This window comes from Actinoalloteichus caeruleus (genome assembly GCF_049311605.1).
Classification (GTDB): Bacteria; Actinomycetota; Actinomycetes; order Mycobacteriales; family Pseudonocardiaceae; genus Actinoalloteichus_B; species Actinoalloteichus_B caeruleus.
Genome location: NZ_CP186005.1, coordinates 3,783,544 through 3,802,768, shown reverse-complemented (window position 1 = coordinate 3,802,768; position 19,225 = coordinate 3,783,544). Strand labels below are relative to the sequence as shown.

Below are 19,225 nucleotides of genomic sequence, written 5' to 3'. Positions count from 1 at the left end.
GAGCTCGCTACCGTGTCCCGGTGATCATCGAAAGCTCGCACGTGGTTCTCGCGGTCGTCCTCGCCGTCGTCGCCGTCGCGCTCGTCGTGCTCGCCGTCGCGGTGCGCCGTGCGCTGCGTGCCGCTCGTCGGACCAGTGCCGCGCGGAGCCGGCTGTCCGCGCGGTTCGCTGACCGGGGTGGTCTGCTCCGGGCGCGGACGGCGGCGCTGAAGGTGGCCGTGGCGGAGCGGCGCGGGACGTCGAACACGCGGGGGAGCCGGCGGGAAGCGTAGGCGGATCACACCCGGTCCGGGAGTACCCTGCCAGTGACCCCGAAACGTGGGAGAGGACCATGCCCAACATCGGTACCGCCGAGATCCTGATCATCGCCGTCGTGCTCGTCCTGCTGTTCGGTGCCACGAAGCTGCCGGCGATGGCCAGGTCCCTCGGCCAGTCGGCGCGCATCCTCAAGGCCGAGGTCAAGGGCATGAAGCGGGACGGGGAGCCGCGGGACGGGACGGAGGCCCCGCAGTCCGCCCCCGCCGCCCCCGTGGCCCCCGCCGTCGCGCCGGCCCCGCCGGCCGGCCCCGCGAACACCCTGGCGAACCAGGCCGATGGAGCACCGGCGGCCAACCCCGGCCAACAGGCCCCGCCCTCCTGATCCCCGTTCGTCCGGGGTATGTGAAAGCCTGGGAGCGTGGCCCGACGCCCCGCATCCCAGCACGCCCCGCTCGACCCCGCGCAGCGGTACGCCGCCGCGCGCCAGCGTGCGGCGCATCCCAAGCTCACCGACTTCCTGGGTGAGCTCTCCTTCGAGCTCGACCCGTTCCAGCGAACCGCCTGCCAGGCCCTGGAGGTGGGGCACGGTGTCCTGGTGTGCGCGCCCACCGGGGCCGGCAAGACCGTGGTGGGGGAGTTCGCGGTGCACCTGGCGTTGGGCGAGGGCCGCAAGTGCTTCTACACGACGCCGATCAAGGCGTTGTCCAACCAGAAGTACGCCGACCTCACCGCTCGGTACGGCCCGGACCGCGTGGGCCTGCTCACCGGGGACACCGCCATCAACGGCGACGCTCCCGTGGTGGTGATGACGACCGAGGTGCTGCGGAACATGCTGTACGCGGGTTCCACCACCCTCGAGGGCCTCGACTACGTCGTGATGGACGAGGTCCACTACCTCGCGGACCGCTTCCGGGGCGCGGTGTGGGAGGAGGTCATCCTGCACCTGCCGGAACACGTCCGCCTCGTCTCGCTGTCCGCCACGGTCAGCAACGCCGAGGAGTTCGGTGAGTGGCTGGTGGAGGTCCGGGGAGACACCACGGTCGTCGTCGACGAGCACCGCCCGGTGCCGCTGTGGCAGCACATGATGGTGGGCAACCGGCTGCTGGACCTCTTCGGCGGCGAGTCCGGTGGCGAACTCCGGGTCAACCCCCGGCTGCTGCAGCAGTTGGAGAGGGTGGACCGACTCGAGTTCCCACTCCGCCGCCCGCGCCGGGGCCCCCGGGACCGGGGACGGGACGCCCAGCGGCCACCGGAGAGCCGGTACCGCCCCCCGGGGCGGCCGGAGATCGTGCGCCGGCTCGACGACGCCGCCCTCCTGCCGGCGATCCTGTTCGTCTTCAGCCGGGCCGGTTGCGACGCGGCCGTCGGGCAGTGCGTGCGCTCGGGCCTGCGGTTGACCTCGGAGGACGAGGCCGAGGAGATCCGGCGGATCGTCGACCTGAAGACGGCGGACCTGCCGGACACCGACCTGGGCGTGCTGGGCTTCTGGGAATGGCGGGAGGCGCTGGAGCGCGGGATCGCCAGCCACCACGCCGGCCTGCTGCCGGCCTTCAAGGAGACCGTGGAGGAGCTGTTCGTCCGGGGCCTGGTGCGGGCGGTCTTCGCCACCGAGACCCTCGCGCTGGGCATCAACATGCCCGCCAGGACGGTGGTGCTGGAGAAGCTCGTCAAGTTCAACGGTGAGACGCACGCCGACCTCACGCCCGGTGAGTACACGCAGCTGACCGGTCGCGCCGGGCGGCGGGGGATCGACGTCGAGGGGCACGCGGTCGTCGTCTGGCAGCCGGGGATGGATCCACGGCAGGTGGGAGGGCTGGCCTCGACGCGGACCTACCCCCTGCGCTCGTCCTTCCGGCCCGCCTACAACATGGCCGTGAACCTCGTCCACCGCGTGGGCACGCCGGCCGCGCGCGAACTGCTCGAACAGTCCTTCGCCCAGTTCCAGGCAGACCGGTCGGTGGTGGGGCTGTCCCGCAAGATCGAGCGGTCGGAGGAGGCGCTGGCGGGGTACCGGGAATCGGCCACCTGCCACCTGGGCGATTTCGGCGAGTACTTCGACCTGAGGCGCAAGATCTCCGCGCGGGAGAAGGCGCTGGCACGGCAGAACACCGCCAGCCGCCGGGCCGCCGCGGCCGCCTCACTCGAACGGCTGCGCAAGGGTGACGTCATCGCGGTGCCCTCGGGGCGCCGCTCCGGACTCGCGGTCGTGGTGGACCCCGGGCTCAGCCCGATCAACGAGCCCCGGCCCCTCGTGGTGACCGAGGACAGGTGGGCCGGGCGGCTCTCCGTGGCCGACTTCCCCGCGCCGGTCGAGGCCCTCGGCCGGCTCCGACTGCCCAAGCACGTGGACGTGCGCTCGCCCCGTTCGCGGCGTGACCTGGCCTCCACCATCCGCAACACGGGCATCGACGTCCCACCCCGGAGCCGGCGTCGGGCGGGTGTAGACGACGATGACGAGCTCAACGCGCTGCGCCGTGCCCTGCGGGCCCATCCCTGCCACGGCTGCGACCAGCGGGAGGACCACGCCCGGTGGGCCGAACGCCACGAGCGGCTGAGCCGGGAGGTCCACCAGCTGCGGGGGAAGGTCGCCGGCACCACCCACTCGTTGGTGCGCACCTTCGACCGGATCCGCTCGTTGTTGCGCGCGCTGGGGTACCTCGACGGCGACGGGGCGGAGGAACGGCTCACCGAACACGGCCGTCGGCTCTCCCGCCTCTACAGCGAGTCCGACCTGCTGGCCGCCGAGTGCCTGCGCCGGGACATCTGGCGGGACCTCGAACCGGCGGAGCTCGCCGCCGTCGTCTCCGCGCTGGTGTACGAGTCCCGCCGGGAGGGAGCCGTGGTCGGCCCGCTGCCCGCCGGTCCCATCACCGAGGCCCTGACCCGTACCAGCCAGATCTGGGCCGAGGTCGAGGACCGGGAACGCCAGCACCGGTTGGACCGGACCCGGGAACCCGACCCGGGGTTCGCCTGGCCGGTGTTCCGGTGGGCGCGGGGTGAGTCGCTCGAACGCGTCCTGACCGCCGCCGCGTCGGCGGGGCAGGAACTCTCCGCCGGCGACTTCGTGCGGTGGTGCCGGCAGGTGGTGGACCTCCTGGACCAGTTGCGGGACGTCGTGGGCGCCGGGAACCCGGTCGGGGCGGCGGCGGGGAGGGCGGTCCGTGCCGTGCGACGAGGTGTCGTCGCCATGGGTTCGGTGTGAGCCCACTCCCCGGGGTGACCTCCGGGGCACTCCGGTCCGTGACCGGGTCCCTCGGCGGTCCGGTGTCACAAGCTGAGCTACCACCACCCGAAGAAGACCTGATGGGAGCTATGGTTTGATCGGCGTCCACCGGTTCCGGTGTCCCGAAGCCGGCGCGCCCACGAACACGCACGCTCACGCCGGAGGCCAACATGACCAGCCCGTACGGACCGTCCGGGGGCAACGACCCGCACCAACAGTGGGGGCAGCCCCAGGGCTACCCGGGAACCCCCGCCGGTGGGACGCCGGAACAGTCGGCCGGTTACGGGCAGTACGGCCAGCAACCCGGTTACGGGCAGTACGGCCAGCAGCAGTACGGGGCGCAGCCCGGGTACGGTGACCCGGCGGCACAGCAGGGTTACGGGCAGTACGGCCAGCAACCCGGCTACGGCGACCCGTCCCAGCAGGGGGCCTACGGGCAGTACGGGCAGCAGTACCCGCAGCAGCAACAGTACGGCCAGCAGTACGGGCAGTACGGGCAGCAGTACGGCGGTTACCCGCCCCCCGGGCAGAACAAGAAGTCCGCACTGCCCTGGATCGTCAGCGGCGGGATCGCCGTGGTGCTGGGCGGGGTCGCCGTCCTCGGGTTCGTCTGGCCGGGCTGGTTCAACTCCAAGGTCTTCGACTCCGACGCCATGGCCGGCGAGGTCCAGCGGATCCTCACCGACACGTGGGGCATCGGCGACGTGTCGGGGGTGAGTTGTCCCAGTGACCAACCCCTGGAGGCCGGCCACAGCTTCCAGTGCGAGGCGACCATCGGCGGGAACCCCGTGCAGGTCGACATCCAGGTGAAGAACGAGGACGGCGACTACGAGGTCGTCCAGCCCTCCTGATCTCCGGTGCCCCGGCGGGCGCGGCCGGCGGCGGGGTCCCACCGGCTCCGACGCCGAGCCGTCGCCCGGGCATCCGCCGGTGCGGGCCGTCGCGGTGGTCGGGGGCGGACCGAGGGGAAAAACACGTCGCGTCCCGGGCTCGCCCCGGGCAGGATCGCCCCATGACCCGCTTTGACGTCGAGCCCGTTCCCGTCAGCCGGATCCGGGAGACCAACGAGCTGTTCCGTACGGCGCTGCACGCGCCGGTCTCCTCCGACGAGAAGTGGGAACTCGCGGCCCGCTCCTACCAGACCGGGCGGACCTGGGGAGTCCTCGACGAGGGTGAGTACGTGGGGACGGCGAGCTCGTTCGGTGCCCTGTTACGGGTCCCCGGTGGCGCGGAAGTGCCGATGGCGGCGGTCAGCAGGGTGGCGGTGCGCGCCGACCACACCCGGCGCGGCATCCTCACCGAGCTGATGCGCACCCAGCTCACCGACGCGGCCCGGCGGGGCGAGCCGACGGCGACCCTGCGGGCCAGCGAGACCGCCATCTACGGTCGCTTCGGCTACGGCGTCGCGGACCGGAGCCGTTCGGTCCAGGTGCGGGCGGACCGGGCCCGGATCGGTGACCTCGGTGGGGAGGGCACGGTCCGGCTGCTCCGGACCGACCAGCTGGCCACTGCGCCCCCCGAGATCTACGCCGGTTTCGGTCCGTACCGGACCGGCATGATCAGTCGCCCGGCCGAGTGGTGGGTGCCCAGGGTGGAGATGCCCCTGAAGGACGGCCGGAACCTGCGGGGAGCCGTCCACACCGGCTCCGCCGGCCACCGGGACGGCTACGTGCTGTACGAGGTGAAGGTCCCGGACGATGCGGGCTTCGACGGCGCCGTCCTCACCATCCACGACCTGCACGCGCCGGAGCCGGCGGTGCGGCGGCGGCTGTGGCGCTTCCTCCTGACGACTGACCTGGTGGGCACGGTCGAGATGCACACCGCACCCGTGGACGAGCCCCTGGAGTGGTGGGTCGGCGACCCCCGGGCGGTGCGCACCAAGGGGATCGAGGACGCGACGTGGCTGCGTCTCACCGACGTGCCGGCAGCGCTGGCGGCCCGGTCGTACGGGAACGCCGAGCCGGTCGTCCTCGAGGTGCGTGACTCCCTGCTGCCGGACAACTCCGGCTGCTACCGGGTGACGGCCGAGGGAGCCGCCCGCACGGACGCCGACCCGGACCTCCGGCTCTCCTCGGCGGCCCTCGCCGCCCTGTACCAGGGGGATGTCCGTGTCTCGGTGCTCGCCACCGCTGGCCTCGTGGAGGTGCTGGACGGCGCCGCGCTCGCGAGGGCGGACGTGCTGTTGGGGGCCGAGGAGACCCCCTGGTGCGGTACCTACTTCTGACCGGCCCGGGTGGGAGGTCGCCGCTCACCGGGTCGGGCGTCGGTCGGGGCTCCGTCCGGGAACTCCCGGCAGCTGCCCCGCGGCGTCGGCTACGGTAGCCGCGAAGACGATCGCGGCCGGGGGGTCGCGGAGCCGAGCCGAGAACGGGGTGCGTCACGGTGGTCCTGATCCTGCACGTCCTGATCACCGCCGTCGCGGTGTGGGCGACGACCCTGCTCCCCGGCGTGCAACTGGAGGGCGGGACCACCGGGGCGCGGCTGGGGACGCTGTTGGTGGTGGCGGTCATCGTCGGTCTGGTCAACGCGGTGCTCAAGCCGGTCGCGAAGACGGTGGGGTGCCTGTTCTACCTGCTCACGTTCGGCCTGATCGGCCTGGTGGTGAACGGCCTCCTCTTCATGTTCGCCAGTTGGATCGCGCAGCAGTTCGGACTGCCCTTCTCGGTCTCGAACTTCTGGTCGGCGGTGCTCGCCGGGCTCATCGTGTCCATCGTGTCCGCCGTGCTGTACAGCGTCACCAGGAAGGTCATCAAGTCCTGAACGCCCCCGACACCGAACTCCGGGCAGCGACCGCCCCGGGTGCGGGGCGGTCCCGGGGCTACCGGAGCGCGGCCGCCAGCCGATCCACCGACCGGCGCAGCCCCCACCGCCGCCCGAGTTCCACCAGCCGCTCGGGGTCGGAAGGGCTGTCCGGGACGGCGGAGTCGCGGTCGGTCAGCAGCGGAGCGTCCCGCACGACCCGCACCACGCGGGTGGCGCGGGCGAGGTAGTCCCCGGCGTCGACCAACGCGGCCCTGGCCCGGGGTGGGACGCGGGAGTCCCCGGCGCCGGCCGCCGCCTGCAGCTCCTCGACGGTGCCGAACGTGGAGATGAGCCGGGCGGCGGTCTTCTCGCCGATCCCGGGAACACCGGGCAGGCCGTCGGAGGGGTCGCCGCGCAGCACCGACATGGCCTCGTAGGCCGGTCCCGCGATCTCGACCGGGAGCTGGTAGCGCTCGGCGATCTCCGAGGGGCCGAAGAGTTCGGCCTTCGCCCAGCCGCGTCCGAGGTAGAGCACGCCCGTCGGCGTGGGTTCGGTACGGACGAGTTGGAAGAGGTCGCGGTCTCCCGTGACGATCTCCACCGGGTCGGCGCGTTCGCCGGCGGCCCAGGTGCCGATGACATCGTCGGCCTCGTGCCCGGCCGACTGGCTCGTCGCCAGTCCGGCGGCGGCCAGGACGTCGAGGATGATCTCGACCTGCGGCGCCAGCGTGTCCGGCACCTCCTCCGCGTCCGAGGAGCCCTCCGCGACGCGGTGCGTCTTGTACGAGGGGAGGGCCTCCACGCGGAACGCCGGCCGCCAGTCGGCGTCGAGGCACGCCACGAAGCGCCGGGGCCGCCGGTCGGTGAGGATGCGGGCGACGGTGTCGGTGAACCCACGGACGGCGTTGACCGGGGTGCCGTCTGGCGCGGTCAGGGACTCCGGCAGGGCGTGGAACGACCGGAACCACAGGCTGGCGGAGTCCAACAACACGAGTGGACCGTCGACGAGCCGACTACCGGACACCGCGAACTCCTCACCGCCGAACGGGACCGGGCGGAACCAGGGTGGTGGCCCGTCGCCTTCGTGACAGGGCCACCCTAGCCGCCCGGTGTGACGGACCGCCGAGCGTGACCGGACCGGTCGGTCGTCCTCCCCGCCGCCCCCGGCGCGTCGCTACGCTGTCGGCCATGGTCTCGCCCTCATCGTCTCCCCTGACCGAACCGCGGCTGTTCAGGGACCGCCTCTCGCGCGTGGCCGAGGCCGCGCGGCACGCCGACGTGGACGCGCTGCTCGTCGCGCCAGGCTCCGACCTCCGGTACCTCCTCGGAATCGACAGCGGATCGTTCGAGCGGCTGACGGCGCTCGTCGTCCCCTCGGCCCCAGGACGACGCCCCGCCCTGGTGACCCCCAAGCTGGAGGAGCCGGGGTTCGCCGCACTCGACACCACGGCCCTCGGCCTGGACCTGGTGACGTGGTTCGACGGCGAGAGCCCGTACGACCTGGTCCTGGAGCTCGTGACCAGGGCGGGCGCCCCGGCCCGGCTCGCCGTCGGTGACTCGATGACGGCGCAACACGTGCTCGGGCTGCGGGCCGCCGCGCCGGGCGTCGAGCAGGTCCTCGCCGGAGCGGTCATCCGCCAGATCAGGATGCGCAAGTCCCCCGAGGAGATCGAGGCCCTCGCCGAGGCCGGCGCGGCCATCGACCGGGTGCACGCCAGGATGGCCGAGTGGCTTCGCCCCGGGCGGAGCGAGGCGGAGGTGGGCGCGGACATCGCCGCCGCCATCGTCGCCGAGGGGCACGCCGAGGCGGAGTTCGTGATCGTGGGTTCCGGTCCCAACGGCGCCAGCCCGCACCACGAGCTCTCGGACCGGGTGATCCAGCCCGGCGACGTGGTGGTCGTCGACATCGGGGGCCCGACCCCGGCCGGGTACAACTCGGACTGCACCCGCACCTACGCGGTCGGCGAGCCAGCCGACGCCGACGTGCGCGAGGTGTACGCGGTGCTGGAGCGCGCCCAGCGTGCCGCCGTCGACGCCGTGCGGCCGGGGGTCACCGCGGAGTCGGTCGACGCGGCGGCCCGTGAGGTGATCAGCGCCGCCGGCTACGGCGAGTTCTTCGTGCACCGCACCGGCCACGGCATCGGCCTGGACGTCCACGAGGAGCCCTACATCGTCGGGGGCAACGGCGACGTGCTCGAACCGGGCACGACCTTCAGCGTGGAGCCGGGGATCTACTTCCCCGGCAGGTGGGGCGCCAGGATCGAGGACATCGTCGTGGTGACCGAGACCGGGGTGCGCCGGCTGAACACCGGACCCCGGGCGTTGACGGTGCTCTCGACGTGAGCGCCCAACTGGAACCCATCGACAGGTCCATCCTCCGCGAGCTCGCGTCGAACGGCCGGTGCAGCTTCACCGATCTCGCGGACCGGGTGGGGCTGAGCGTGTCCGCCGTGCACCAGCGGGTGCGCCGGCTGGAACAACGGGGGGTGCTGCGGGGGTACTCGGCGCGGTTGGACGGCGAGCAGGTCGGCCTGCCGCTGACCGCCTTCATCTCGCTCACCCCCATCGACCCGGCCGCTCCCGACGACTACCCGCAGCGCCTCCAACACCTGCCGCAGATCGAGTCGTGCTACTCGGTGGCGGGGGAGGAGTCGTACATCCTGCGGGTCAGGGTCGCCTCACCGGTCGGGCTCGAGGACCTGCTGCGCCAGATCCGCGAGGCGGCGAAGGTCGCGACCCGCACCACCGTGGTGCTGTCGACGCCCTTCGAGAACCGACCGCCCGCGGTCTGATCCCTCCCGTGGGCGGCCACCGTCCCGGCCCCATCCCGACACGGATGGGGCCGGGGTCTCCGGGGGCGAGATCCTCGGGGTGGGAAGGATGGCCGCCGCGCCTCGAGGTCGGCCCGGGGAGCGGGGCCGGCCGCTCAGCGGTCGTCGATCACCCGGTCGTCGGGCACCACCGTGAGCCGACCGTCGGGTCCTGCGACGCAGGCCGCGGACCGGGCGCCGTCGGCCAGGAAGTCGGTCAGGCAGCGCCCGAACTCGGCGTGCCCCTCGGCGTTGGGGTGGAATGACTCCTGGATGGCGTGCGGAGCCCGGTGGTCGTCCCCGAGGCCGTCCCAGTCGATCGTGAGCCGGGTGAACCACTCCTCGCCGTCGTCCCGGGAACAGGCCTCGCGGTCGAGGCCGGCCTGGGAGAGGTCGAGGAACCGGACCCGCGCCTGCCGGGCCACCTCGGCCAGGCCGTCGGACAGGGCGCGCACCGCGTCCCGCTGCATCCAGCTGGTGTCGCTCTCCCGGAAGGGGCAGCCGGCGAGGCCCCGCAGACCCGGGATGACCCTGGTGCCGATCGGGGAGGCGTAGGACTGGAGCACGAGTTCGTAGCTGGCGTCCGGATAGCCGTGCTCCCGCATGACCTCCCTGATGTCGGCGAGCGCGGAGCGCACCTTCGGCGCCATCTCGGCGACCCTGTCCTCCCAACTCGGGGACAGGGTCTCGCCGCAGTGACCGCCGTCCTGCTCGAACCAGGCGCGCACGCAGTGCCCGAGCACGTCCGAGAAGCGCGGGTCGTCGTTGGCGCCGACCGCCACGACGATCGCGGCGACCCGGTACTCGCCGGCCAGTTCCCGGAGCTGTTCCGCCTGGGAACCCTCCGTGTTGTGCACGGCGTCGCCCAGCCCCACGTGTTCGGCGCGGGCGCCGGAGCACGCGAGGTTCACCGTGCGGTCCACGCCGGGCACCCGCAGCTGGTGCACGGTGGCGTGGCTGGACCGGTGACACCAGTTGTCGTCCTCGCCGTCGGTGCCGGGTGCGTAGTCGCCCGCGCCCTCACCGGACATCGTGGAGTCGCCGAGGGCGACGACGACTCCCGGCGCGTCCCAGGGCGGTTCCGGCAGCACCGGGAGCGGCCGGTCGGACACGACCAGCAGCAGGGGGAGGGCGATCATCAGCAGGACGAGGAACAGGGACACCGGGCGGAACGGGGCGGGCGGGCGCATCCTGGACAGTTTATGTGCCCTTCCGTCCGGTTCGGGAGGAAATAAGGAGCCCACTCATCCGGTCTCCACCCTCCCGGCCGGGGCCGGGACGAGCCCGTCCGCCCCGACGAGACCGGGGACGAGACGTCCCTCGGAGAGCACCAGGCAGCGGTCCGCCACCGCGTGCACCTCGTCGTCGTGGGTCGCCACGAGCACGGCGGTGCCCTCGTCCGCCGCCGCTCGCAGCGCGACGAGCACAGTGGACAGGCTCGCGTGATCCAGGTGGGCGGTGGGCTCGTCGGCCAACAGCACCGCCGGACGCACCGCGAGCGCCCGTGCCAGGGCGACCCGCTGCCGCTGGCCGAACGACACCTGGAGCGGGTACCTGTCGGCCAGGGCGGCCACGCCCAGGCCTCCCAGCAGCGAGTCCACCCGGTCCGCCACCTCCTCGGGAGTGCGCGTGGTGAGCATCCGAAGCGGCAGCGCGACGTTCTCCGCCAGCGTCAACTCCTCCGACAGCCCCATCGTCTGCGGGAGCACCGCGAGGCTGGTCCACGGTGTCAGCGGGGTGACCTCGTCCCCCAACACCTCGACGGAACCGGAGTCCGGTCTGTCGAAGGCGGCCAGCAGGGTGAAGAGGGTGCTCTTGCCCGAGCCGGAGGGGCCGGACACCGTCACGACCTCCCCCGCGGCGACGTCGAGGTCGAGACCGTCGAGGACCTCGATCCGGCCGCCGCCCTGGTTGAAGCCCCGTCCCAGGCCCCGTACCCGGAGCCGTGCCTCCGCCACCGTCATGTCGTTCCCTCCTTCGCGGCCCCCGAGTGGAGGTGGCCGTCGCGGATGCGCACGACCCGGGGCCCCAGTTCGAGCAGCCTCGGGTCGTGGGAGGCCACCACCAGGGTGACCCCGAGCCCGTGCAGTTGGGTCAGCGTCTCCACCACCAGCTCCGCGGAGCGGTGGTCGAGCTGGGAGGTGGGTTCGTCGGCGAGGACGACGTCCGCGCCCGCTCCCACCGCGCAGGCGAGCGCGAGCCGCTGCTGCTGGCCACCGGAGAGCGCCTGCGTGGGCCAGGAGCCGGTCCCGCCGAGTCCCATCCGTTCCAGCAGGGCGGGCCCGGGGTCCTCCCGGCCGGCGAGCTGCGCCCGCGCCCGCAGGTTCTCCGCCACGCTGAGGTAGTCGAAGAGGTTGTCGCCGGGGTTCTGGTAGACGAGGGTGACCTGCCTGGAACGGAGACGGCGGAGCTCGGCGTTGCCGGCCCGGGTGACGTCGCGCCCGAGGACGTGGACCGAACCCGCCGCCGGGCGGGACACCAGGGCCAGCACCCGCAACAGGGTGGATTTCCCCGAACCCGAGGGGCCGGCGAGGATCACGAACTCGCCTCGGGAGACGGCCAGGTCGACGCCGCTGAGGACGGGAACCCGGGTCAGCTGCGTGGAGTAGGAGACGTCCACGCCCCGCAGGCGGAGCGCGGGTCCCTCCCCTGAGGGCGCCGGCGTCGTCATCTGCTCACTCACGGATCAGCTCTCCCACTCGGGCGGTGCGCACCGCGCGCACGGCCAGCCAGGTGGCCGCACCCACCACCGCGAGGGTGGCGACCAGGAGGACGGACAGGAACAGCACGGGGACGGGCGCCGCCGGAACCGGCACCAGGCGGGGCGCCGGGTCGAGCTGGCTCGCGGCGAGTTGGGCCGCGCCCCACCCGACGGCGGCGCCGACCAGGGCCGCGAGACCGCCGATCGTGCCCAGTTCCACCAGGTAGCTGGCGACGAGCGTCCTCGGCCGGACCCCCATCCGGAGGGACAGCGCGCCGGACAGCGCGTTCTGACGGCGCCGCACCTCGATCGCCAGCAGCAGGGAGGTGATGGCCAGCACGGCGAGCACGGTGCCGAGCACGGTGATGAACCCGAACGTCCACTCCATGGTGAGGAACGGCAGGCCGTCCAGGGACGAGGTCCGCTCCACGGACTGGATGGTCCACCCGCCCCCGGCCTGGATGCGGTCGACGACCTCGGCGGCGGGCAGCGCCGACAGCACGGTCCAGGTGTTCACCCGGAACCCGCTCGGGACGGTGTCCCGGGCGACCACGTAGGTGGGGGAGGTGACCCCGGGGAACCCGGTGACCTCGCCCACGGTGCTCAGCACCAGGCCGCTGCCCGCCCGCAGCTGGTCACCCCCGGGCGCGCCGGCCACGCGGACGGCGGGCACGGCGGCGTCGCCGGGTCCTCGGTCCGCTTCCCCTGCGCGCAACGCCGACAGGGCCTCGTCCACGGCGGAGGCGATGCGCCGGTCACCCAGCCAGCCTCCCCGGTGGAAGGTGTCCGGCTCGACGACGAGGACCGTGACCTCGCGCGATGGGTCGGCGATCGAGGTCGTGCTGCGACCGACCAGGGTGCTCCGCTCGGCGATGGAGGCGGGTACCGCCTGGTCGGCGTTGACGGTGGTGTTGCCCACGTCCACCGCGCTCTCACCGCCGACGAGCACACCGGACTTGGCGTCGAATGCGTCCCGCTGGGCACCGACGATGCCCCCGCCCACGGCGAGCACCCCCACGGCGAGCAACGCGAGGGCGGTGACCCCCACGGCCGTCCCGCCGGAGGCCGCCAGCCGGCGTATCCCGAACTGGAACGCCGGGCGCCGCCAGGCGCTGAGCCGGTGGGAGCGGACCAACGACCACCCGAGGCCCCGAGCGGTCAGACCGGCGAGCGTGACCACCACCAGCAGCGGGAACGCCAGCGCCACCGGGTCGACGCGGGGCAGCACCTCACCGGACTCGACCGTCAGCGCCCCCTCGGCGAGCCGGAGACCGGACCACACGGCGAGGGCCCCGGTGGCGAGCTCCCACGGGACCAGCCGCAGCCGGCTCACCGCCCGCGAACGGGCCCGAGGGGCGGTCTGGAAGAGCTGGTGCGCGCGGACCGCGACCGTGGCGACCAGCACCGCGAGCGATGCGACGACCAGCCCCCCGACGGCGAGCGCCGCGTCGACGAGGACTCCGTCCCGCAGCACGAGCGACGGTGCGTACAGGCCGCGCGCGAGGGTGGCCAGGGCCAGGCCGGCGGCCGAACCTACCAGGACGGGGAGTCCGAGTTCCAGCAGCGCCCTGGTGCCGAGGGCGAGGGGGGAGGCCCCGTGCGTCCAGAGCAGCCTGGCCTCCCTCGTGCGGCGCTGGAGCCACTGGACCGCCACGGCGGCCATGCCCGCCAGACCCACCAGGAGGCTGACCACGGTCAGGGGAAGCACCGCCAGGGTGACGGTGCGGCTGGACTCGTCGGCCAACTGGAGCGAACGCTCGAGGTAGACGCCCCTGCTGACGAAGTCCTCACGGGCCAGCTCGGCGGAGAGGTCGTCGACCACCGCCCGTGACCGGTCGTGGAGCGCGGCCGCCTCCTCGGGGGTCGAGGGGGCGTCGACCGGGAACCGCAGCGTCGTGGTGAAGGTCGCGTGGGAGACGTCCTCCCACTGGACCGCCAGTTCGTCGACGACGGCCGGCGGCGGTTGGAGGGAGGAGAGCACGTCCCGGTCCGGCACGAGGACGGGAGGAGCGCTCTGCCACTCGCTGTCCATCGGGCCGGGGACGACGAGCTTCTCCTCGCTGCACCAGTAGCCCTCCCCGGTCCGCTCCAGGTCCTCGTAGACGGCGGTGACCGGTGGCAGCTCGCCGAGCCCGGCCTGCCGGGGCCGGTCGCCGAGGTCCGCGCCGGTGAGCTCGGCCAGCGATTCGGGGATCCAGAGCCCGTCCGTGCCGCCGCCGCGCACCACCGTCACCTGCTCGGCGAGACCGTCGCGGTAGGCGAGCTTCGCCCGACCGGAGGACTCGCCGAAGTCCAGCATGAGGACGCCGCTGTACAGGCCGGCGACCACACCGTCGTCGAACCCGTGGTCGGCCGCCGACCGTTGGGCCAGTGAGGCGGCCTCGACGCTCCCGTCGAAGCGCATCGGGACCAGCTCGACGGCGGGGCCTCGCAGGTGGGGGCAGAACCGGCTCACGTTGTAGTCGACGGCCGCCGTGCGCACGCTGGACACGTGCAGCACGGCGGCGGTCGCCACGAACGCCAGGACCAGGCCCGCGAACAGGGCGACCAGGAGGCTCGACGGTTGTCCCCACGCCACCAGGGGCGCCCGTCTCCACGGCAGCTTCACGCGCGCAGAGTGACATACGTTACTCCGTGCGAGTAGGGATTACCGCGAAAAGGTCATCCCTTCGTAACGCGGGGGAAGGTCGTGCCGGCGACGGGGCCCGGGCCGGGGTCACTGGTCGGCCCACCACCGCTGTCCCCGCTCGTCGAGCGTGTAGATCGGGTCGTAGTACGGGTAACGCCTGGTGAGGGCGTCCGGATCCTCCGCCTCGATGCCGGTCCGGTAGTTCTTCGTCCAGTAGGACACCCCGTGCTCGTGGTCGTACTCGGCGAGCTGGTGCACCCACCGCTTCCCGACGTAGGGCACATCGCAGATCAGCCTCGGGGTGGCGTAACCGGGCAGGTAACCCATGATGGCGTGCTGGAGGCGCTGCGCCTCCCACACCGCCAGCCGCCAGTGCTCGGCGTTGGGGATCATGTCGCACATGTAGAAGTAGTAGGGGAGCACGCCGGCTTCGCCCTGGAGGGCGAAGCACAGGTCGAGCAGCGCCTCCGCGCTGTCGTTCACGCCCCGCATCAGCACGCCCTGGTTGCGGACGTCCCGCACCCCCACGGCGAGTGCCGTCCTGGCTGCCTCCGCGACGAGCGGGGTCACGGAGTTCACGTGGTTGACGTGGGTGTGGATGGCCAGGTTGACACCCCGCCGCGCCGCCGTCCTTGCGACCCGCTCCAGCCCTTCCACGACCTTCGGCTGGAGCCAGTGCTGGGGAAGCCCCGCCAGCGCCTTGCTCGCGAGCCGCACGTCCCGGACGGTCTCGATCTCCAGCAGCCGCATGAGGAAGCTCTCCAGCTGGTGCCACGGCATGTTGGCGACGTCTCCGCCGGAGACCACCACGTCGCGGACACCCGGGGTCTCCCGCAGGTACTGGATCATCCGGTCCTGCCGGTCGACGGGCTTGAGCCCCAGCCTGAGTTTGTCCACCTGGGGAGTGGAGTTGCCGACCAGGTCCATCCGCGTGCAGTGCCCGCAGTACTGCGGGCAGGTGGACAGCATCTCGGCGAGGACCTTGGTGGGGTACCGGTGGGTGAGCCCCTCGACCACCCACATCTCCGCCTCGTGCAGGGAGTCCCTGGAGGAGTGCGGGTGGCTCGGCCACACGGGGTGGCGGTCCGAGCGCACGGGAAGCATGTAGCGGCGCACCGGGTCGGCCAGGAAGGCGTCGGTGAAGGCCTCGGGATCGGTGGGGTCCTCCCGCGCCATCGTGTTGAGCATCTGCGGTGGGAGGAGCATGGACATGGTCGCCATCTCGCGGTGGTCCGCGTCGAGGTCCTCGTAGAAGCGCTCGGTCAGCAGGTCGCCCACCACCCGGCGCAGCTGGCGGATGTTGCGCACGCAGTTGACCCGTTGCCACTGGGCGTCCCGCCACTGCTCGGCCGTGACGTCCCGCCAGCCGGGGAAGCGTCGCCAGTCGGGCTCAACCAATTCCCGCCGCACGTACTCGTAGGGCTGTTCGGCCCGGCCACCCTCTCCGAGGTGGCCGTCGGTGTCGCCCCGGCCTTTCCCAAGATCGTCGCGCTGGCGGGCGATGGCTTCCTGGACAGTCATACTTGGCCTCCAGAATCGGTTCGACCGTAAAAACATCCTTACACACCCGGTCAACTCGGGAAATATTTCGCGTTCTGTGGGTGCGTTAGGCTGGTGTGAGACCGAGGTCCGCGAGGTGTCGGGAGCATTACGGCCCTCCTGTCCGTTGTCGAGACAGCCGTGTAACCGACTCGTGTGGGGAGTGCCCAGCCCGTGCCTTTCCTGCTCCTGGCCATCCTCGAAATCGCCACCCTGATCCTGGTGGGCAACGCCATCGGCGTGCTGCCCACGCTGCTGCTCGTCGTGGCCGGCAGCATTGGTGGCGGGCTGCTCCTGCGCCACGAGAGCACCAAGGCGGTCACCGCCGTCCAGGAGGCCGTCCGCCGCAAGGCGCCACCGGAGGGCGGTGCGAGCGCCACAGCCATCCTCGCCGCGATCATGCTGCTCGTCCCGGGCCTGCTGACCTCGTTCCTCGGCCTGGTGCTGCTCCTGCCGCCGGTGCGGGCCGTCTTCCGTCGCCGACTGCTCTCGCGCCGTGTCCGTTTCGCCCAGAACGCTGTGCGGTTCGCCAGCCGCACCGGCCACCACGGCGCCTCGGAAGGAGTGGTCGAGGGCGAGGTCGTCGACGTCGACGACTCGCACGGGCGGGCACGCCCCGCGGGTGGGGCTGGTGGACCCGAGTCCCCACGACGGCCCGGCGAGGACCCGCCGCAGGACCCCCGGGAACTGCCCGGTGGCGCCACCTGACACCCCTCGGGGGCGATGTCGGCCACTTCGGGACGGGAGCCGGGACAAGCGGCCCACCGCCACCCGGCAGACTGCACCCGTGACCCCCACGTACCACCGCCCCACCACCCTGCTGCGCGGCGGACGCATCCACTCACCCGCCAGCCCGGACGCGACCGCGATGGCGATCGTCGACGACACCGTCGTCTGGGTGGGCCACGACGCGGCGGCGATGGCCCTGTACGGGGACGACGCCGAGATCATCGACCTGGCGGGCGCGTTCGTGGCCCCGGCCTTCGTCGACGCGCACGTGCACGCCACCGCCACCGGGCTGCTGCTCCAAGGGCTCGACCTCACCGGCTGCCGTTCTCTCCCCGAGGTGCTCGACGCGCTCGCCCGCTACCGGGCCGACCACCCCGGTGAGGTGATCTGGGGGCACGGCTGGGACGAGACGTCCTGGCCGGAGCGCCGCGTGCCGAGCCGAGCGGAGATCGATGCCGCCTGCGCCGGCGCGCCGGTGTACCTCTCCCGGATCGACGTGCACTCGGCGCTGGTCTCGACCGCGATGCTCGACGCGGCCCCCTCGGCACGCACCAGCCCCGGCTACCACCCCACCGGCCCGCTGACGACCGAGGCGCACCACCTGGTCCGCCGGGTGGCGCAGGACAGCCTCACCCCCGCGCAGCGGCACCGCGCCCAGCTGGCGTTCCTCCGGCACGCCGCGTCCCGGGGGATCGCCGCGGTCCACGAGTGCGCGGGCCCCGACATCTCCTCCCCGGCCGACCTCACCGAACTCCTGGGCCTGTCGCTGGAACCCGACCTGCCCGACCTGGTCGGCTACTGGGGCGAGCTGGACGGGCTGGGCGCCGCACGGGAACTCGGCGCGGCCGGCCTCGCCGGGGACCTCTTCGTCGACGGCGCCCTCGGCTCCAGGACCGCGCACCTCCACTCCCGGTACGCGGACGCGGAGCACAACGGGCTGAGCTACCTCGACGCCGACCAGATCGCCAGGCATCTCGTCGCGTGCAGCAGGCACGGGCTCCAGGCCGGATTCCACGTCATCGGGGACGCCGCGACCAGCGCGGTCGTCCGGGGGTTCGAGTTGGCGGAGGACGTCCTCGGGTTGCCCGCGCTCGTGGCCGGACGGCACCGGCTCGAACACCTCGAGATGGTGGACGCCCACCAGGCTGCCCAACTGGCCCGGTGGGGCGTGGTGGCCTCCATGCAGCCGAACTTCGACGCCGCCTGGGGCGGCTCGGAGGGCATGTACGCGGCGCGGCTGGGCGCGGAGCGCGCCGCCGGCCTCAACCCCTTCGCGATGCTCGCGGCGGCCGGGGTGACCCTCGCGTTCGGCTCCGACACGCCGGTCACCCCGGTGGACCCCTGGTCGGCGGTGCGGGCCGCGGTCCACCACCGCACCCCTGGCTCCGGCATCTCCCCCCGGGCGGCGTTCACCGCGCACACGCGGGGGGGCTGGCGGGCGGCCGGGCAGGCCGACGACCTCCTCGGCACGCTGGTACCCGGGGCGCCGGCCACCTACGCCGTCTGGGAGGCGGGTGAGCTCGTCGGTCCCGCCACCGACTCCCGGGTCGCCCGCTGGTCGACCGACCCCCGGTCGCGGGTCCCGAGGCTGCCTCGGCTCGACGCGGAGGCCGAACTGCCCCGGTGCCTGCGCACGGTCCTGCGGGGACAGGTGATCTACGACCACGAATCGGCCGGGGACGCGACGCTGGACGCGGTCGGGTAGCGGTTCGACAGGCCGCCTCGCGGCACCGGCCGGACACCGGTCCCGCCGCCCCGAGGTCGGGCGTGGTGCCCGTCGAACCCCGTCCTCCGGCCTCCGTCAACCGGGTGATGGACCACCCGACCGAGCGAGGAGTGCGGTGTCTCGGATGAGGGCGCACGGTGGACGGTGAGCACGCCGTAAGCTCACCAACCATGGACGGCCCCGATCGGACGCCCGAGATCCGCGTCTCGGACAAGGAACGCAACGACATCGCCAGCCTGCTCAACGACGCCGTCGGTGAAGGACGCATCACCCTGGACGAGTACACCGAACGGGTGGGACAGGCCTACGCGGCCACCACTCGCGGTGAGCTCGACGTCCTCATCGCGGACCTGCCGGTCGCCCGCTCCGTGATGGGCGAGGGCGGTCCGTCCCCGGTGCCGGTCGCCGCTCCCGGTACCGAGGTCGACCAGCCCGAGGGCAAGCGCAAGTGGCGGATGGCGATCATGGGTGGCGACTCCATCAAGGGGCGGTGGCGTGTCCGCCGCCGTCAGGGCTTCTTCGCCCTGATGGGTGGGGACGAGATCGACATGCGCGACGCCCAGCTGGACGCGCCCGTGGTGGAGCTCGTGCTCGTCTCGATCATGGGCGGCCACACCGTGGTCGTGCCGAAGGGGGTCCGGGTCGAGCACGAGGGCGGGTTCAACCTGATGGGTGGCACCGACATCAAGATCGACGAGTCCGCCGTGCACCCGCATTCTCCGACCGTGCGCATCCGCTCCTACTCCTTCATGGGCGGCAACGAGATCAAGAACCCCAAGGAGAAGAAGAAAAAGAAGTGACCGGCCGGCGCGGGTCCTCCCGCACCCGACCGACCGCCCCGACGGCCGGCGGCCTCCCGTCCGTAGGC

At 72.8% G+C, this 19,225-nt stretch carries 17 protein-coding genes; 11 read left to right on the top strand and 6 right to left on the bottom strand.

The window, feature by feature from the left end; all coding sequences use genetic code 11:
* The first annotated feature begins 20 nt into the window (after positions 1-20).
* From ACOJVX_RS15165 to ACOJVX_RS15140, 6 genes are all read left to right on the top strand, one after another.
* Positions 21-272 (top strand): hypothetical protein, encoded by a 252-nt coding sequence (locus ACOJVX_RS15165; protein ID WP_245588892.1) that lies wholly within the window; start codon positions 21-23, stop codon positions 270-272.
* 59 nt (positions 273-331) lie between these two features.
* Positions 332-640: a Sec-independent protein translocase subunit TatA gene (tatA, locus tag ACOJVX_RS15160; protein ID WP_026419792.1), complete on the top strand. Its 309-nt coding sequence runs from the start codon at positions 332-334 to the stop codon at positions 638-640.
* A gap of 36 nt (positions 641-676) precedes the next feature.
* Positions 677-3,460: a DEAD/DEAH box helicase gene (locus ACOJVX_RS15155; protein WP_026419791.1), complete on the top strand. Its 2,784-nt coding sequence runs from the start codon at positions 677-679 to the stop codon at positions 3,458-3,460.
* 191 nt (positions 3,461-3,651) lie between these two features.
* Complete coding sequence (locus ACOJVX_RS15150) at positions 3,652-4,332, top strand: DUF4333 domain-containing protein (RefSeq protein WP_030105313.1); 681 nt, start codon at positions 3,652-3,654, stop codon at positions 4,330-4,332.
* Positions 4,333-4,493: 161 nt separating this feature from the next.
* A complete protein-coding gene (locus tag ACOJVX_RS15145) occupies positions 4,494-5,705 on the top strand; it encodes a GNAT family N-acetyltransferase (RefSeq protein ID WP_026419789.1) in 1,212 nt (403 codons plus the stop codon).
* Positions 5,706-5,863: 158 nt separating this feature from the next.
* The gene (locus tag ACOJVX_RS15140) at positions 5,864-6,241 is read left to right on the top strand and encodes a phage holin family protein (RefSeq protein WP_026419788.1); all 378 of its coding nucleotides are present in this window, start codon (positions 5,864-5,866) and stop codon (positions 6,239-6,241) included.
* A 58-nt stretch (positions 6,242-6,299) separates the two neighbouring features.
* Here the strand turns inward: ACOJVX_RS15140 and ACOJVX_RS15135 are convergent, their stop codons facing one another.
* Positions 6,300-7,247 (bottom strand): 5'-3' exonuclease, encoded by a 948-nt coding sequence (locus ACOJVX_RS15135; RefSeq protein ID WP_103056560.1) that lies wholly within the window; start codon positions 7,245-7,247, stop codon positions 6,300-6,302.
* Positions 7,248-7,411: 164 nt separating this feature from the next.
* Between ACOJVX_RS15135 and ACOJVX_RS15130 the strand changes: the two genes are divergently transcribed.
* Positions 7,412-8,566, top strand: a complete 1,155-nt coding sequence (locus ACOJVX_RS15130; RefSeq protein ID WP_026419786.1) for a M24 family metallopeptidase — start codon at positions 7,412-7,414, stop codon at positions 8,564-8,566.
* Positions 8,563-9,015, top strand: coding sequence for an Lrp/AsnC family transcriptional regulator (locus ACOJVX_RS15125; RefSeq protein WP_016697474.1), 453 nt, complete (start codon positions 8,563-8,565; stop codon positions 9,013-9,015). The genes ACOJVX_RS15130 and ACOJVX_RS15125 overlap by 4 nt, the downstream gene beginning before the upstream one ends.
* 134 nt (positions 9,016-9,149) lie before the next feature.
* On the opposite strand, the gene ACOJVX_RS15120 is transcribed toward ACOJVX_RS15125, so the two are convergent.
* The 5 genes from ACOJVX_RS15120 to ACOJVX_RS15100 form a co-directional block, all read right to left on the bottom strand.
* Entirely contained in the window at positions 9,150-10,223 is a 1,074-nt protein-coding gene (locus tag ACOJVX_RS15120) for a GDSL-type esterase/lipase family protein (RefSeq protein WP_026419785.1), read from the bottom strand.
* 54 nt (positions 10,224-10,277) lie between these two features.
* Positions 10,278-10,997, bottom strand: coding sequence for an ABC transporter ATP-binding protein (locus ACOJVX_RS15115; protein ID WP_026419784.1), 720 nt, complete (start codon positions 10,995-10,997; stop codon positions 10,278-10,280).
* A complete protein-coding gene (locus tag ACOJVX_RS15110) occupies positions 10,994-11,716 on the bottom strand; it encodes an ABC transporter ATP-binding protein (protein WP_103056561.1) in 723 nt (240 codons plus the stop codon). Before ACOJVX_RS15110 ends, ACOJVX_RS15115 begins: the two co-directional genes overlap by 4 nt.
* Positions 11,709-14,342: a hypothetical protein gene (locus ACOJVX_RS15105; protein WP_418154641.1), complete on the bottom strand. Its 2,634-nt coding sequence runs from the start codon at positions 14,340-14,342 to the stop codon at positions 11,709-11,711. The genes ACOJVX_RS15110 and ACOJVX_RS15105 overlap by 8 nt, the downstream gene beginning before the upstream one ends.
* Positions 14,343-14,450: 108 nt before the next feature.
* Positions 14,451-15,884, bottom strand: a complete 1,434-nt coding sequence (locus ACOJVX_RS15100; RefSeq protein ID WP_418154640.1) for a KamA family radical SAM protein — start codon at positions 15,882-15,884, stop codon at positions 14,451-14,453.
* A 192-nt stretch (positions 15,885-16,076) separates the two neighbouring features.
* On the opposite strand from ACOJVX_RS15100, the gene ACOJVX_RS15095 reads away from it, so the two are divergent.
* The 3 genes from ACOJVX_RS15095 (at position 16,077) to ACOJVX_RS15085 (ending at position 19,157) form a co-directional block, all read left to right on the top strand.
* Complete coding sequence (locus ACOJVX_RS15095; RefSeq protein ID WP_051314193.1) at positions 16,077-16,610, top strand: FxsA family protein; 534 nt, start codon at positions 16,077-16,079, stop codon at positions 16,608-16,610.
* A 79-nt stretch (positions 16,611-16,689) separates the two neighbouring features.
* Positions 16,690-18,336 (top strand): amidohydrolase, encoded by a 1,647-nt coding sequence (locus ACOJVX_RS15090; protein WP_422646869.1) that lies wholly within the window; start codon positions 16,690-16,692, stop codon positions 18,334-18,336.
* A gap of 191 nt (positions 18,337-18,527) precedes the next feature.
* Positions 18,528-19,157: a DUF1707 SHOCT-like domain-containing protein gene (locus tag ACOJVX_RS15085; protein ID WP_026419780.1), complete on the top strand. Its 630-nt coding sequence runs from the start codon at positions 18,528-18,530 to the stop codon at positions 19,155-19,157.
* The last annotated feature ends 68 nt before the right edge of the window (positions 19,158-19,225 follow it).